This is a genomic window from Leucobacter triazinivorans (assembly GCF_004208635.1).
GTDB classification, from domain to species: domain Bacteria; phylum Actinomycetota; class Actinomycetes; order Actinomycetales; family Microbacteriaceae; genus Leucobacter; species Leucobacter triazinivorans.
The window spans coordinates 2328623-2343817 of record NZ_CP035806.1 but is presented as its reverse complement, the minus strand read 5'-3'; the positions used below and the strand labels follow the sequence as shown (position 1 = coordinate 2343817).

Annotated in this window: 15 protein-coding genes; 9 read left to right on the top strand and 6 right to left on the bottom strand. The window is 71.3% G+C overall.

Going from position 1 to position 15195, the window contains the following annotated elements:
• Nucleotides 1-11: 11 nt before the first annotated feature.
• Entirely contained in the window at nucleotides 12-1214 is a 1203-nt protein-coding gene (aztD, locus tag EVS81_RS10620) for a zinc metallochaperone AztD (RefSeq protein WP_130110364.1), read from the top strand.
• A 68-nt stretch (nucleotides 1215-1282) separates the two neighbouring features.
• Here the strand turns inward: aztD and EVS81_RS10615 are convergent, their stop codons facing one another.
• The 3 genes from EVS81_RS10615 to EVS81_RS10605 all read right to left on the bottom strand — a co-directional run bounded on the left by EVS81_RS10615 (nucleotide 1283) and on the right by EVS81_RS10605 (nucleotide 4312).
• Nucleotides 1283-2287, bottom strand: a complete 1005-nt coding sequence (locus EVS81_RS10615) for a DUF389 domain-containing protein (protein WP_130110363.1) — start codon at nucleotides 2285-2287, stop codon at nucleotides 1283-1285.
• A gap of 96 nt (nucleotides 2288-2383) precedes the next feature.
• Nucleotides 2384-3766 (bottom strand): Na+/H+ antiporter NhaA, encoded by a 1383-nt coding sequence (gene nhaA / locus EVS81_RS10610; protein WP_130110362.1) that lies wholly within the window; start codon nucleotides 3764-3766, stop codon nucleotides 2384-2386.
• Between the two features lie 60 nt (nucleotides 3767-3826).
• Nucleotides 3827-4312, bottom strand: a complete 486-nt coding sequence (locus EVS81_RS10605) for a hypothetical protein (RefSeq protein WP_130110361.1) — start codon at nucleotides 4310-4312, stop codon at nucleotides 3827-3829.
• Nucleotides 4313-4582: 270 nt separating this feature from the next.
• Between EVS81_RS10605 and EVS81_RS10600 the strand changes: the two genes are divergently transcribed.
• The 6 genes from EVS81_RS10600 to EVS81_RS10575 all read left to right on the top strand — a co-directional run bounded on the left by EVS81_RS10600 (nucleotide 4583) and on the right by EVS81_RS10575 (nucleotide 11098).
• A complete protein-coding gene (locus EVS81_RS10600; RefSeq protein ID WP_130110360.1) occupies nucleotides 4583-5983 on the top strand; it encodes a TrkH family potassium uptake protein in 1401 nt (466 codons plus the stop codon).
• 20 nt (nucleotides 5984-6003) lie between these two features.
• Nucleotides 6004-6699, top strand: coding sequence for a potassium channel family protein (locus EVS81_RS10595; protein WP_240739812.1), 696 nt, complete (start codon nucleotides 6004-6006; stop codon nucleotides 6697-6699).
• A 97-nt stretch (nucleotides 6700-6796) separates the two neighbouring features.
• Entirely contained in the window at nucleotides 6797-7513 is a 717-nt protein-coding gene (locus tag EVS81_RS16180) for a TetR/AcrR family transcriptional regulator (RefSeq protein WP_130110358.1), read from the top strand.
• Nucleotides 7510-8439: an ABC transporter ATP-binding protein gene (locus tag EVS81_RS10585; protein WP_130110357.1), complete on the top strand. Its 930-nt coding sequence runs from the start codon at nucleotides 7510-7512 to the stop codon at nucleotides 8437-8439. Before EVS81_RS16180 ends, EVS81_RS10585 begins: the two co-directional genes overlap by 4 nt.
• Nucleotides 8436-10121, top strand: coding sequence for an ABC transporter permease (locus EVS81_RS10580; protein WP_205879322.1), 1686 nt, complete (start codon nucleotides 8436-8438; stop codon nucleotides 10119-10121). The genes EVS81_RS10585 and EVS81_RS10580 overlap by 4 nt, the downstream gene beginning before the upstream one ends.
• 95 nt (nucleotides 10122-10216) lie before the next feature.
• Nucleotides 10217-11098, top strand: coding sequence for a helix-turn-helix transcriptional regulator (locus EVS81_RS10575; protein WP_130110356.1), 882 nt, complete (start codon nucleotides 10217-10219; stop codon nucleotides 11096-11098).
• A 38-nt stretch (nucleotides 11099-11136) separates the two neighbouring features.
• Here the strand turns inward: EVS81_RS10575 and EVS81_RS10570 are convergent, their stop codons facing one another.
• Nucleotides 11137-11994, bottom strand: a complete 858-nt coding sequence (locus tag EVS81_RS10570) for an aldo/keto reductase (RefSeq protein ID WP_130110355.1) — start codon at nucleotides 11992-11994, stop codon at nucleotides 11137-11139.
• A complete protein-coding gene (locus EVS81_RS10565; RefSeq protein ID WP_130110354.1) occupies nucleotides 11991-12425 on the bottom strand; it encodes a cupin domain-containing protein in 435 nt (144 codons plus the stop codon). Before EVS81_RS10565 ends, EVS81_RS10570 begins: the two co-directional genes overlap by 4 nt.
• A gap of 177 nt (nucleotides 12426-12602) precedes the next feature.
• Here EVS81_RS10565 and EVS81_RS10560 point away from each other — a divergent pair, with 177 nt between their 5' ends.
• Entirely contained in the window at nucleotides 12603-13196 is a 594-nt protein-coding gene (locus EVS81_RS10560; RefSeq protein ID WP_130110353.1) for an MmyB family transcriptional regulator, read from the top strand.
• A 14-nt stretch (nucleotides 13197-13210) separates the two neighbouring features.
• Here EVS81_RS10560 and EVS81_RS10555 read toward each other — a convergent pair whose 3' ends face one another.
• Nucleotides 13211-14107, bottom strand: coding sequence for an EamA family transporter (locus tag EVS81_RS10555; protein ID WP_130110352.1), 897 nt, complete (start codon nucleotides 14105-14107; stop codon nucleotides 13211-13213).
• Nucleotides 14108-14211: 104 nt separating this feature from the next.
• Between EVS81_RS10555 and EVS81_RS10550 the strand changes: the two genes are divergently transcribed.
• The gene (locus EVS81_RS10550) at nucleotides 14212-15147 is read left to right on the top strand and encodes a hypothetical protein (RefSeq protein WP_130110351.1); all 936 of its coding nucleotides are present in this window, start codon (nucleotides 14212-14214) and stop codon (nucleotides 15145-15147) included.
• The last annotated feature ends 48 nt before the right edge of the window (nucleotides 15148-15195 follow it).

Genomic DNA, 15195 nt, shown 5'->3' with positions numbered 1-15195 from the left:
AAAGGAACACCATGAAACGACACACCCGCGTCTCGACCGCAGCGGCGGCGCTGCTCGGCGTCTCGCTGCTCGCCACGGCGTGCTCGACGGGAGGCGACGACGCCGCGGCGTCCGAGGCGTCTGATCCCGCCGGCGCGAGCGAGGCCGTCGGCCGCGTCGCGGTCGCATTCCCCAACGGGATCGCGGTGCTCGACCCCGAAACGCTCGAAGTGGTGGGCGAAGTCGCGACCGAGGAGTTCACGCGGCTCAACGCCTTCGGCGACGGCCGCTCGATCGCGGTGACCACCTCCGAGGGCTTCCAGATCCTCGACACCGCGGAGCCCGCCCTCACCGATCGCGTCTTCGACGCGACCGCGGCGGGGCACGTCGTGGCGCACCACGGCAAGACCGTGCTCTTCGACGACGGCACCGGCACCACCACCGTGCTCGACACCGACGCCTTCGCCGACGGCGCCGATGCCGAGCCGGAGACGGTCACCTACACCGCCCCCGCCGCGCATCACGGCGTATCGATCGTGCTCGAGGACGGCACCCTGCTCACGACCGTCGGCGACGAGACGGGCCGCACCGGCGCCGTCGCGCTGCACGCGCACGACGACCACTGGCACGAGGAGGCCGCGAGCGACGAGTGCCCGGGGATCCACGGCGAGGGCACCGCGGCGGATGAGGCGGTGATCTTCGGCTGCGAGGACGGCGCGCTGCTCTACCGGGACGGCGCGTTCGTGAAGCTCCAGGCGCCCGACGCCTACGGACGCATGGGCAACGCCTTCGTCTCGGAGACGAGCCCGGTGGTCGTGGGCGACTACAAGAGCGATCCCGACGCGGAGGGGTACCTCCTCAACGCCGTCACGCTGATCGACACGGCCGCGCAGACCCTCGAGGTGATCGACCTCCCCGACGAGGTGCAGTACACCTTCCGCGACATCGCGCGCGGCCCCGGCGATCTCGCCTACATCCTCTCGACCGACGGTCGGATCCACGTGCTCGACCCCGAGACGGGCGAGCTGGTCGACGCCTACCCGGTCGTCGAGCCGTGGGAGGGTCCGGCCGAGTGGCAGGATCCCCACCCCGCCATCAAGGTCGACGGCGACATCGCGTACGTCACCGAGCCCGCCGCCGACGCGGTCCACGCGATCGATCTCACGAGCGGGGAGATCGTGGCCTCCGTGGAGCTCGAGCACACGCCGAACGAGCTCGCGGTGGCCCTCGGCTAGGACCGTCGTGGGCCGGAGGGCCCGTCGCCCGAGCGGCGCCGGGCCCTCCGGCCGCGCCCCCGGCGCGCCTACCGGTCGAGACTCCGGGTGATCGACGGGATGAGTTCGACCTCGACCCCCTGCGTATCGATCCCGGCATCGCGCAGCGCGGCCCCGAGCGCCGCGGTGGATGGCGCGGGATCGGGACCGGTCACGCGGATCCGGAGCGCATCTGCGTCGCTCGTCACGCCGAGCAGATCCCACTCCGTGCCCGCGAGCCAGTCGCGGGTGAGCTGCTGCACCTGCGCCGTGCGCAGCGCGTCGGAGGTGCTGGAGACGGTCGCCAGTGTGAGCGGGATCCCGATGACGACGACCATCGAGACGATGGTGATCAGCGCACGCCCGGGTCGCCTCGGCGCAGCCTCGGCGGCCGCGCCGTCCGCGGGCGCGAGGTCGGGCGCCCGCACCCCATAGACGCCCATCACCACGATCCCCGTGACCAGGATCGCCGCGACGTTGGTGAGGAAGAGCAGCGCCGCGCCGCCGGCCTGCGCGTAGGCCCCCGACTCGAGGGTCACCCCGACCACACTGAGCGGTGGCACGAGGGAGATGGCGATCGCCACGCCGGGCAGGGTGTCCGAGATGTCCTTGCGCACGAGGGCGATCGAGCCGACGACGCCGGTGCCCAGCGCGGCGAGCAGGTCGATGAGCTTCGGATTGACCCGCGCCGAGACCTGGCCGTTCGTGGCCGCGACGATGTCGTTGAGCGAGAGCAGCCCGACGGCGTAGGCGATCCCGACGGCCGCGAGCGCGCCCGCGACGACGAGCAGCACGGAGCGGGTGAGGTTGCGCCGGTCGCCCAGCACGGTCGCGACCATGATCCCCTGGATCGGGGTCATCATCGGGGCGACGATCATCGCCCCGATGACCGTGGCGGTGGAATCGGCGACGACCCCGGCCGCGGCAATGACCGCGGCGAGCACGAGCAGGATCCAGAACCTGCTGAGCTTCTGGGCTGCCCGCGGCCCTTCGAAGAAGACGGCTTCGCGCACATGCTCGACCGTGTTCCGCTCTGCCGCCGGTCTCGCGCTCATGCGTGGGCTCCCTCGTTTCCTGGACAGTACCAGCCGGGGGGCGCCGGGGTCGAGGGGAGCTTCGCCTGCTCCCCCGCTTCGCCCGCTCCGCCGCGGTCAGGAGCCGTCGGGTCGGGTGCGCGCCGGCTTGTACCAGTCGCCGTGCTCCTCCTGCTGGTAGACGTCGGGAATGCCGTCGGCATCGGCATCCACGGCCTCGCGCTGCTGGATGCGGCGGTATCGCCGGTTGCGCGTGCCGAGCACCAGGGAGGCGGCGAGCGCGGCGATGAGCGAGGCGGCGAGGATCGCGACCTTCGCGTAGTCGTGCTCGGCCGAGCCGGCGTCGAAGCTCAGCTCGGCGACGAGCAGCGACACGGTGAAGCCGATGCCCGCGAGGAGGCCCACCCCGGCGAGGTCGATCCACCGGAGGTCGGGATCCAGCCGGCTCCGCATGATCCGGGTGGTGAGCCACGTCGTCGCGACGATGCCGATGGGCTTGCCGAGCACGAGCGCGGCGACGATCGCGAGCGTCACCGGGTTGACGACGGCGGCCTGCACCCCCTCCCAGCCTCCGACGGAGACGCCCGCGGCGAAGAACGCGAAGATCGGCACGGCGATCCCCGCCGAGAGCGGGCGGAAGCGGTGCTCGAACTCCTCGGCGAGACCGGCGCCGGCCTGCTGCTCGGTGCTGGCGCCCCGCTTGTGGAGCACGGGGATCGTGAACCCGAGCAGCACGCCCGCGATCGTGGCGTGGATGCCCGACGCGTGCATGAGCGCCCAGGCGACCACGCCGATGGGCAGCAGGATCAGCCAGGCCGCGAAGAGGCGCCGCCCGAAGAACGCGCGGTAGCGCTGCGCGATGAAGCCGTACACGACGATCGTGGCCAGCGCGAGCAGCAGCGGCACGAACTCGATGTGGTCGGTGTAGAAGATGGCGATGATGCTGATCGCGATGAGGTCGTCGACGACGGCGAGGGTGAGCAGGAAGATGCGCAGCGCCGACGGCAGGTGCGAGCCGATGATCGCGAGCACGGCCACGGCGAACGCGATATCGGTCGCCGTGGGAATCGCCCAGCCGTGCGTGAGCTCCGAACGCCCCTGCACCACGAACACGTAGATCAGCGCGGGCACGATCACGCCGCCCGCCGCCGCCGCGATCGGCACGATCGCGGTGCTGAACTTGCGCAGGTCGCCCGCGACGAACTCCCGCTTGAGCTCGAGCCCGACGAGGAAGAAGAAGATCGCGAGCAGTCCGTCGGCGGCCCAGGCCCCGAGGCTGAGCCTGAGGTGCCAGGGCTCGTACCCGATCTCGAAGTCGCGGAGGGCGAAGTAGGAGTCGGCCAGGGGCGTGTTGGCCCAGACGATCGCGATGGCTGCGGCGATGACGAGGAGGATGCCCCCGACGGTCTCCTTGCGCAGGACTTCGCCGATGCGCCGCGCTTCGGCGAAGGAGCCGTAGCGGGGGAACAGGCCGGATGAGCGGGGGGTGCGGTCGGTCATAAGAGCTTTCTGGGAGGTGGCGACCCGGCGTGCGCCGGGCGGGATCATGAGATGGGGGGGTCAGAGCGCTTCGCGCGCCCAGGCCTCGTGCACGGTGCAGTCGGCGATGTCTTGCCATTCGAGCGTCAGGTCGCCCCACCTGGTCGACTCGGTCAACGCGGCACCGAGCCGGGTGCGCAGCAGGGCGGGGTCGTCGCACTCCGTCACGTCGACCACGAGCGTGCTGACATAGCGGGCGCGATCCCGCTCCAGATCGTTGTGCAGCTGCGTCGCGATGCGCTCGGGCACCCGGATCGGCGCCTGCCGTGCGAACCCGCTCGGTCGCAGGCAGGCGATGCAGACGCGCCGCACGCGGGGCGCTTCGTCGAGCTGCGACTTCAGGGCGGCGAGCGCATGGTGCCACGCGGCCTTCGCCTGCTTGCGCGTCGCGCATGCAGAGAGGTCGACGCCCCACAGCATGGCCGGCGAGTCGTCCTCGTCGGGCGTCTCCGAGAGGGGCGCGAGCGCCGGCAGCGCGTCGCCGCGTATGAGGAACGGTGCGGTCATGGATGCAGCCCTTCGGGTTCCGGTTCGTATCGTCTTCCGCCGACCAGACTTCCCGGCACACCTGTCGTCTCGGGGCAGTGCCCGCAACGACACCCCATCCTATGCTGCCGACGCGGGGTCCCGCACCCATCGCGCGGCGATCCGCGCAGGCAATCGACGGCGCTATGCGATGCCGAGGGAATGGAGTAGCATCGGTGCGGTGCATCGGGAAGTCGGGCGGATACGCCGCTTCGGTCGTTGGGGACGTCTGAGCGACAGGGGGCGATCCAGATGAATTCGGGCCCTGAAAGCAGTCTGCTGCTGCAGGCTCGCGATTTCGCCGTGCGAGTGCGCAATCGCGCGCGGTACGCCGCCGGGCACGCCCCCGCGAGAATCGCCATCCTCGTGTTCGCGGCCGCGACGCTCGTGTTCACGGGGCTCCTCATGCTCCCCATCGCGTCCGCCCGCGAGACCGGGACCGCGCTGCCGGACGCGCTGTTCACCGCCGTATCCGCGGTGACGGTCACGGGGCTCACCACCGTGGACACCGCAGAGCACTGGTCCATGTTCGGACAGGTGGTGATCCTGATCGCCATCCAGACCGGCGCGCTCGGCGTGGTCACGATCGCCCTGCTGCTCGCCATGATGGTCACGCGCAAGCTCGGGGTTTCGGGCAGGGTCTTCGCCAAGGAGAGCATCGGCGCGAACGGCATCGGCGGCGTCGGGCAGCTGCTGCGGGTGGTGGTGACGACCACCTTCGTGATCGAGGGCGCGCTCGCGGCCTTCCTCATCCCGGCGTTCATCTCGACCGGCGAATCGTTCTGGCGGGGCGTCTGGCACGGGATCTTCTACGCGATCTCGGCGTTCGGCAACGCCGGATTCACGCCGCACGCGGGCGGACTCGCCCCGTTCGCCGACAACCCGTTCGTGCTCACCCCGATCGCCGTCGGCGTCTTCGTCGGCAGCTTCGGATTCCCGGTCTTCCTGAATCTGATCCGCGTGCGATGGACCCGGCACAAGTGGACGCTGCACACCAAGCTCACGCTGATCACGACGAGCGTGCTGCTGGTGCTCGGGGCGATCGCGTGGGCGGGGTTCGAGTGGAACAACCCCGACACCGTCGGCGATGAACCGTGGTGGCGCAAGCTCGCGCACGCGTTCTTCGCCTCGACGATGATGCGCTCGGGGGGCTTCTCCATCGTCGACATGGAATCCTCGACGTCGACGACGATGCTGCTCAGCGATGCGCTCATGTTCGTGGGCGGCGGCTCGGCCTCGACGGCCGGCGGCATCAAGGTCACGACGCTCGCCGTGCTGTTCCTCGCGATCGTCGCGGAGGCCAAGGGCACACGGCACACGAACGCGCTCGGGCGCCGGCTCCCCGACGGCACCCTCCGGCTCGCCATCAGCGTGGTCTTCCTCGGCGCCACGCTCGTCTTCGTGGCCGCCGCCCTGCTCACGGTGGTGAGCGACGCCAAGCTCGATCGCATCCTCTTCGAGGTCATCTCGGCCTTCGCCACCTGCGGCCTCTCGGTCGGGATCTCGGCAGAGGTCGGCCCGTTCGGCAAGTACGTGCTCTCCGCCCTCATGCTCATGGGACGCGTCGGTCCGATCGTCCTCGCATCGGCACTGGCGGTGCGGCAGCGCCAAGAGCTCTACGAGTTTCCGGCCGAGCGCCCCATCATCGGATAACCACTCGAGAGATGCCTCGCATGCCCAAACGCCACCCGTCCACCAGTCAGATGCACCGGATCGCGGAGGCCGACTCCGTCGCGGTGATCGGCCTCGGCCGATTCGGCTCCTCCCTCGCGCTGGAGCTCATGGCCACCGGCACCGAGGTGCTCGGCATCGACGTGGACGACACGATCGTACAGGCCATGAGCGGGCGCCTCACCCAGACCGTGCGCGCCGACTCGACCAAGCTCGAGGTGCTCGAGGAGCTCGGGATCGGAGCCTTCGATCGGGTCGTCGTGGCAGTGGGCTCCGACATCAAGGTCTCGATCCTGACCGCGTCGCTCCTGCTGCGGCTCGACGTTCCGGTCGTGTGGGCCAAGGCCGATGACGAGCAGCACGCGCTGATCCTCGAGCAGATCGGGGTGCACCGCGTGCTCTCACCCGAGCGCGATATGGGCAGACGTGTCGCCCATCTCGTGCGCGGCGCCGCCGCGGACTACGTCGAGATCGATCCGGGCTACGCGATGGTGAAGACCGCGGCGCCCGCGGCGCTCCACGGCATCACGCTCAGCGAGGCGGGCGTGCGCTCGGCCCACCAGGTCACGGTGGCCGCCTACCGCACTCCGGGCGGCAACTGGCGCAACGCCGAGGCGAGCACGATCCTGCACGAGGGCGACACGATGCTCGTGGTCGGCCCCACCATCAACGTCGAGGCGTTCGCCCAGCTGCGCTGACGACGCGGCGTCGATCGCTCCGCTCTGCGCGCCGCACACCTGCACCCGCCATCCGAGCGTCTTGACGCGACGATCGAACAGGCGTTCAATGTTGAACATGAGTTCAACGAGGCACCCCGCGCGGCCCGCGGCGCCCGCACCGCCCACCGCGGAGCGCATCCGCGACGCGGCCATCGCCGAGTTCGCGGCGCACGGCTTCACGAAGTCGACCGTGCGGGCGATCTCGACCGCGGCGGGAGTCTCGCCGGGGCTGGTGATCCATCACTTCGGGTCCAAGAACGGGCTGCGCGCGGCCTGCGACGACCACGTCTTCGAGGAGCTCACCCGGGTCAAATCCGAACACGCGAACGCGTCACCGCTGTTCGTCGCCAGCAGGATGTTCTCGGACGAGCGCACCCGCACCCACGTCGACTACCTGCTGAAGTCGCTGCTCGACCCCTCCGCACAGGGGCAGCGGTTCTTCGACCACTACGTCGAGACCATCGAGCGGGTCGCCGATGAGGGCTTTGCGGGGTACACCCTGCGGCGGGCCGAGGACCGGCGCGCCCAGTCCACCGCGATCGCCATGCTGGCGCTTGCGCTGCCCCTCCTCGAGCCCCGAATCCGGCACGTGCTCGGCACCGACGATCTCGAGAGCTCCATGACCCGCCTCGCCCCCACCCTGATGGACCTCTACCGGCACGGCTTCATCGAGTCCGTGCCGCACGCGCAGCACGCCCCCGAGCCCGGATCGAACCCGGGGAGCCCGCATGATCCGCCCGCTCCGGGCGACGCGCAGACCGGCATCCCCACCTCGAACGAAGGCAGATCATGACACGCATCACCCACGCGGGCCGCGCGGAGCCCGCCATCAGCATCACCGACCTCACGAAGAACTTCGGCTCCGTCCGGGCGCTCGACCGCTTGACCCTCGACGTCGCCGCGGGCGAGGTGCACGGCTTCCTCGGCCCCAACGGAGCCGGCAAGTCGACAGCCATCCGGGTGCTGCTCGGCATCCTGCGCCACGACTCCGGCACCGTCAGGCTGCTCGGCGGCGACCCGTGGCGGGACGCCGTGCCCCTGCACCGCAGACTCGCCTACGTGCCGGGCGACGTCGAGCTCTGGCCGGGCCTCACCGGCGGCGAGGCGATCGATCTGTTCGCGCGGTTGCGCGGAGGCGTCGATACTCGCAAGCGCGATGAGCTCATCGAGCGCTTCGATCTCGATCCGCGCAAGAAGGGGCGCACCTACTCCAAGGGCAATCGCCAGAAGGTGGCGCTGATCTCGGCGCTTGCCTCGAACGTCGATCTGCTGCTGCTCGACGAACCCACCGCGGGTCTCGACCCGCTCATGGAGGCGGTCTTCCAGGAGTGCATCCGCGAGGCCAAGGCCCTCGGCCGCACCGTGCTGCTGTCGAGCCACATCCTGGCGCAGGTCGAGGTGCTCGCCGACCGCATCTCCATCATCCGGCAGGGCAGGATCGTGGAGTCGGGCACCCTGGCCGAGCTGCGCCACCTCTCGCGCACCGCGGTCACTGTGCAGACCGAGACGCCCGTGGCCGGGCTCGCTGGGCGCTCCGGCGTGCACGGGCTGCGCGAGGAGCACGGGCAGCTGCACTTCGACGTGGACTCCCGCGAGCTCCCTGAGGTCATGCGGGAGCTCTCTGCGAGCGGCGTGAGAGCGCTGACGGCGACGCCGCCGACGCTCGAGCAGTTGCTGCTGCGCCACTACGGAGACGAGCTGCATCGGAGCGCGTCATGACCGCCGCGCTGCCGCGCTCCGCCGACCCGCGGGGCGCGCACAGCGCATCCGGCGCGGACCGCACCGCCGGGGGATCGCTGACGGGCACCTGGAGCCTCTTGGGGTTCATGCTGCGCCGCGACCGCGTCCGCCTGCCCGCGTGGGTGCTCGGTCTCACAGCGCTGCTCGCCTACTTCGGCGTCGCGCTGGGCCTCGTGCTCGACGAGACCGCCCTGGCGAGCTTCGCGGCCTTCGCCGCGACGCCGGTGATGGCACTGATCGGCGGCCCGGGATACGGATTCGACGAGATCACGACGGCGCGGTTCCTCGTGGGGCTCTACGGCGGCTATCTGATGATCGGCGCCGCGCTCATGAGCATCACGACCGTCTCGCGCCACACCCGCGTCGAGGAGCAGACGGGGCGAGCCGAACTGGTGCGCGCGAGCGCGGTCGGCCGGCACGCCCCGCTCGCCGCGGCGCTGATCCTGACCGCGCTCATGAACGCGGCCGCGACCGGACTGATGACGCTCGCGTTCATCGCCTCGCCCGCCGAGCCGGGGTCGCCGGCGGCCGCTCTGCTCTTCGCCTGCAGCATCGGCGCGGCGGGCCTCGTCTTCGCCGGTCTGGCCGCGGTCACCGTGCAGCTCTCGCCGTTCGCGCGGGCGGCCTCGGGCATCGCCGGCGCGGCTCTCGCGGCCGCCTTCATCGTACGCGGCCTCGGCGACATGTCGGCGCAGCAGGGCGGCGACCTGGGTTGGCTCACCTGGCTGTCGCCCTTCGGATGGTCGCAGCAGACCGCACCGCTGACCCTCGACCGGTGGTGGCCGCTCCTCCTGTCGCTCGGCGCGGCGCTGCTCCTCGCCGCAGCGGGGTTCGCGCTGCAGTCGCGCCGAGACCTCGCCGCCGGCATCCTGCCGGACCGGCTCGGGTCGCCCGCCGCTCCGGCCTGGCTGCGCGGACCGTTCTCCCTCGCGTTGCGCCTGCAGCGCTCCGCACTGATCTGGTGGTCGTTCGGGATGCTCGCGGGCGGGGTCACGCTCGGCGCCTTCGTGCGACCGATGGCCGAGAACGCGAGCGGCATGCCCGAGCAGATCCTCGTCGTGATCGGGGGCACGGAGGGCCTGGTGGACGGCTACCTCGGGTTCATGGGCGTCTACTTCGCGATCATGATCGCGGTCTCGGCGATCGTCGCGGTGCAGGGACTGCGGGGCGAGGAGCAGGGCGTGCGCGCGGAACCCGTGCTCGCGGCATCGGTCTCGCGGCCGGCGTGGCTGCTCGCCTGGACCGCAGTCGCGGCCCTGGGCGCGCTCGGCATGCTCGCGCTCGCCGGGCTCGGCAACGGCCTCGGCGCCGGACTGGCCACGGGCGACTGGGATCTGCTCGGCCCGGTGGTGCTGGGGCACGTGGTGCACGCGCCCGCGGTCTGGCTGCTGCTGGGGATCTCCGTCGCGCTCTACGGGCTGACGCCGAGGCTGCTCGGGCTCACCTGGGCCGTGTTCGTCTGGAGCACCCTGCTCGGCTTCTTCGGCGAGATGCTGGATCTCGATGAGGCGGTGCTCGCCACCTCGGTGTTCCGCCACGTCGGGCAGTACCCCGCCGAGGAGATCGAGTGGGCGGCCGTGGGCCTGCTCACGGCGATCGCTGCGGGGTTGGTCGCGGTGGGCGCGATGGGCTTCCGACGCCGGGATCTCATCACGGCGTAGATCGAGAGTCGGCGCGAGACGGGGCGTCGTCCCCGCGCCAGGCAGGCCCTGCCAGTGCCTGCCTGGCGCGGCGGAGCGGAGGCTATCGTTGGCGTATGGACAATCGCGCCGATGCCCGGGAATTCCTCATGTCGCGCCGGGCGAGACTGCGCCCGGCGGATACGGGTCTGCCCGACTTCGGAGGGGTGCGACGGGTCCCGGGCCTGCGGCGTGAAGAGGTCGCGCTGCTCGCCGGCGTCAGCGTCGAGTACTACACGCGCCTGGAGCGCGGGGGGCTCGCGGGCGTGTCGGACAGCGTGCTGAACGCGCTGGTGCGCGCGCTGCAACTCGACGAGGCGGAGCGCGCGCACCTGTTCGACCTCGCGCGCGCCGCGGGCCCGGGTTCCCGGTCGCAGCGCCGGCGCGCCGGTCAGGTCTCCGCGAGCCTGCAGCGCCTCCTCGACGGCATGACCGAGGTCCCGGCGTTCATCCGCAACGGCCGCCTCGACGTCGTCGCCGTCAACGCGCTCGGTCAGATGCTCTACTCGGAGGCCTATGTGACCCCGGGGCGACCCGTGAACCTGGCCCGATTCTGCTTCCTGGATCCCGGCGCGCACAGGCTCTACCCGGACTGGCAGCAGGCCGCCCGAGCCTCGGTCGCGATCCTGCACACCGAGGCCGGCCGCGACCCCGACGACGAGCGCCTCACGGAGCTGATCGGCGAGCTCTCCACCTGCTCGGAGGAGTTTCGGACGCTCTGGGCGCAGTACGACGTGCGCCTGCACGAGAGCGGCGACAAGGTGTTCCGGCACGCGGTCGTGGGCGAGATGCGGCTGAGCTTCGACGCGCTCACGCTGCCGGCGCAGCAGGGGTTGACGCTGACGGCCTACAGCGCCGAGCCGAACACGCCGAGCGACGCGAACCTGCGCAGACTGATCGAGCTGACCCACGGCGGCGGCGAGCGCCGGCGCGCGGATCGGCGGGTCGCGGCGAACTGAGCTGCACCCGGCTCGCCGCGACCTGCCGCGCTCGCGCGCTACTTCCCGCTGAACACGGGGAAGAAGCTGTGCGCGCCGTAGTCGCGCTCGTCGAGTGCGCCGAGCGTGCGCATGTCCTCGTCCGAGATCACGAAGTCGAGTTCGGCGTTCGAGCGCATGTGCTCCGGGTTCGCCGTCTTCGGCAGCGGCTGGGCCCCCAGCTGCAGCACGTACCGCAGGCACAGCTGCGGCACGGTGGCGCCGTACGTCTCGGCCACCGCCGCGATGCGGGGGTTGCCCAGCAGCTCGCCGTGCGCGATGGGCGAGTAGGCCTGCACGAGGATCCCGTGCCGCTCGCAGAACGCCATCAGGTCGACGGGCGTGTTCCCGGCGTGCACGAGCAGCTGATTGACGTGGGGCGCCAGGGTCCCGCCGGCGATGATGTTCTCGAGATCCTCCTGCAGGAAGTTCGACACCCCGATCGCGCGCAGCTTGCCGGCGCGGTGCGCGTCCTCGAGCGCGCGCCACGCCTCGCGGTTGCCCTCGGCGTAGGCGCCGCCGCGGAAGTCGTCCCACGGCTGCGGCGCATGGATGAGCATCAGATCGAGGAAGTCGAGGCCCATCGTGGCCAGCGACGCATCGATCGCGGCGGCCGCGCCGTCGTAGTCCTTGATCTCGGCGGCGAGCTTCGACGAGACGAACAGCTGATCGCGCGGGACGCCGCTGGTGCGCACGCCTTCGCCGACGCCGCGCTCGTTGCCGTAGGCCTGCGCGGTATCGATGTTGCGGTACCCGATCTCGATCGCCGCGCGCACCGCCTCTGCGGCCCGGTCGTCGTCGATGAACCAGGTGCCGAGCCCCAGCTGCGGGATCTCGACGCCGTTGGACAGGTGGAAAGTCTCGTTCAGGATGCTCATGCGTTCTCTCCGTTCTGGGGCAGAGCGCCGTACACCGCATCGGTGACGGGCTCGAGCCACTCGTTGCTGACATTCGTGCCCGGCGTGATGTAGGCCAGATGGCTGAACCACGATCCGGCCTTCGCCCCGTGCCAGTGCTTCGTCCCGGCCGGCACGCGGATCACGCTGCCCGGGCCGAGGCTCACGGGGTCCTCGCCCTCTGCCTGGTACCAGCCGGACCCGGCCGTGCACATCAGGATCTGGTCGCCGCCGCCGTCCTCGCCGTGGTGGATGTGCCAGTTGTTGCGGCATCCGGGTTCGAACGTGACGTTGGCGAGCGGTGCACTGCCACCGGCCAGCGGGGCGAGATAGCTCCGGCCGATGAAGTACTCGGCGAAGGCGTCGTTCGCCTCGCCTCGCGGGAACGGTTGCGGGAATTCGGTGTCGGTCATGGCCCTCTCCTGGTTCTGGCCGCCGGGCGGCGCCGCCCTCGACGCACGAGGGCCGGCGCCGCCCGGCTCGGATCATGATCCACGCTACGACCGCGCGGGAGCCGCAGACAGTCCCTGCTGATACCACCCCTGCACCGGGTCTGCCTCACGGGCGACGCCGGCCCTACGGTTGACGATATGGGCGAGCGCACGACGAGGTCGACGGCGGCGGAGCGTGATGGGAAGGGCGACTCCGCGCGCGCACTGGTGTCCGCGATCACGGGCGCGCCCGCGATCCTGCGCACCCGGCGACTCGATCTCATCGCGGCGAACCCTCTGGCGCGATCCCTGTACGAGCCGGTGATGAGCGGGAGCCGCACGCCCAACCTGGCCCGGTTCGTGTACCTCGACCCCGAGCGGGCGCGATCGTTCTTCCCGGACTGGGAGCGTCTCTGCGACGAGTGCGTCCACCTGCTGCGCAGCGCAGCAGAGCACGACCCGCACGATCGCGCACTGCACCGGCTCATCGGCGAGCTGTCGACCCGCAGCGCGACGTTCCGGGACCGCTGGTCGGCGCGCCGCACCAGCGGCGTCCGGCTTCCGAGGGAGCGGCTCCGCCACCCGGTCGTCGGCGAGCTGATCCTGCTCCGGGAGGAACTGACGCCGGCCCGCGACCCCGGCACGACCCTGACGGTCTATCTGCCGTCGGAGGACCGGGCCACCCGCGAGCGGTTCGCGATCCTCGCCAGCTGGGTGCAGCCCGACCGGTGCGCGGGCGCGCACGGGGGCTGACCGCATCCGCCCGATCAGCGGACCGTCGAGGCCGAGCGGCTGCGGAATCCGTCGATGCCGAGCACCGCCAGGGCCACGGCCAGCAGACCGTAGACGACGAGATCCGCCCCGGTGAGGCGCTCGCCGAGCAGCAGGGCGACCACGACCAGCAGCACGGGCTCGAGGTACCCGAGCAGCCCGAACAGCGGCAGCGGAAGCAGCCGGGACGCGGCGAGAAAGGCTGCCATCGCCGCCGCACCGGCGAACCCCACCACCACGAGGCCGAGAGCCCCCGCTGCGCTCTGCGGCAGCGGGCCGCCGAGACCCACCAGAAGAATGGCGATGGGGGCGAGCACGGCGACCTCCACGCCGAACGCCATCGGGTTGTCGAGCCCGAGCCGTCGCCGCATGATGAAGTACGCGGGGTAGCCCGCGCAGATCACGAGCGTGACCCACGAGAACTGGGGCGTCAGCGCGAATGCGATGGTCACCGCGAGCAGGGCGACGCCCATCGCCGCCCACTGGACCCGGGTCACCTCTGCCCGCAGCACGACTCGACTGCCGAGCACGATCGCGAGCGGGAGCAGCAGGAAGCCGAGCGAGGCGTCGAGCGCGTGACCGTGCAGCGGCGCCCAGGAGAACAGCCACAGCTGCACGCCGACCAGGGCGCAGAGCACCGGGAAGAGCAGCAGGGCGCTCCGGCTGCCCCGCAGTCGGCACCAAGTCATCCGCAGCAGGCGACGCGCGGCGGGGTACAGCAGCGCCAGCGCGTAGCAGCCGAGTGTGATGAGCACGCGCACGCCGAACGTCACCTCGGCCGACGCGTCGATCGTGCCCGAGAGGTAGAAGATCAGCGCGAACAGCGCCGCGGCCAGCACGGCCGAGACGACGCCCCGAACCGACGTCGCGGATCGGGGCGGCGCGTGGGGCATGCCTCCATGAAACCATCCCCGACAGGTGCGGCCGATGCACCGTTCGCTCTCGATTCGGTCACGAACCTCCCCGCGGCCAGGCTCCGGCTCGTACGGTGGAGGACATGCGGGCACTCAGGGCACTCAGGGCACTCAGGGCACTCAGGGCACATGAGGCACTCGGACGGTCGCGGTGCGCGACCGGCGCGGCCGTCGTGCTCGCCGCCGCGACCGCGGCGGCGGGGCTCGTCGCATGCGCTCCGGCGCCACTGCAGAACGGATCCACTGCGCAGGGTGAGGCGCAGGAGCAGTCGCCGGCGCCGTCCGAGACCGCCGCGCCGACGTCCGCCGGCCTCGAGGAGACCGACTTCGGCTCGCTTCCGTGGGTGTTCCGACCGGGAGGCAACCTGCCCGAGACGGTGCAGCTCGAGTTCGTCGACGGGTCGGCGACGGACGGCATGGTCACCTACACGCTCGGCGAGACGGTGCACGCCCAGCTGACCGACGACGACCGTATGGACGCCGCGGTGCAGGTGACGAGACTCGACGGGAACGCGGTCGACGAGCAGTGGTATCTGTGGGTGGCCGACGACGACGGACCGGTGCAGGTGACCCTGCCGGTGGCCCGCGCCAGCAGGTGCGGCACGGTCACCCACTCGGTCACGGCGGCGGAAGGCGGTGGCGTGCAGATCCACGAGACGCGCCGCACGATCGGGGAAGACGCGCTGCCCTGCACCGAAACCGGCACCGATGAGCGCACCCGCGTGGTCACCGCGATGGAGGCCAGGAACGCGGGCGAGTGGTGGCCGGTGCGCACCGACCCGGCCGGGGGCTTCGGAGGGTTGTGCCCCGTCGCCGCCGAATACGAGGCGGTGCCCTACTCGGGCGAGCTCCACCCGGTGCCCGACGAGGCTGTCGGCGCCGAGATCACCGGCGGCGCGGAGGTCGGGGCGTTCCCGGTGGAACCGTGGCCGGTCTACGGGGAGCCGTTCCCCGGATGGATCCTGATCGGCGTGCAGCAGGACGGCGTGCTGGGTTGCGCGTGGGCGGAGACCCCCTGAGCACGGGCGCGTCCGCCCCGTAGACCCCCGTCACGACAGAAAGGCCCG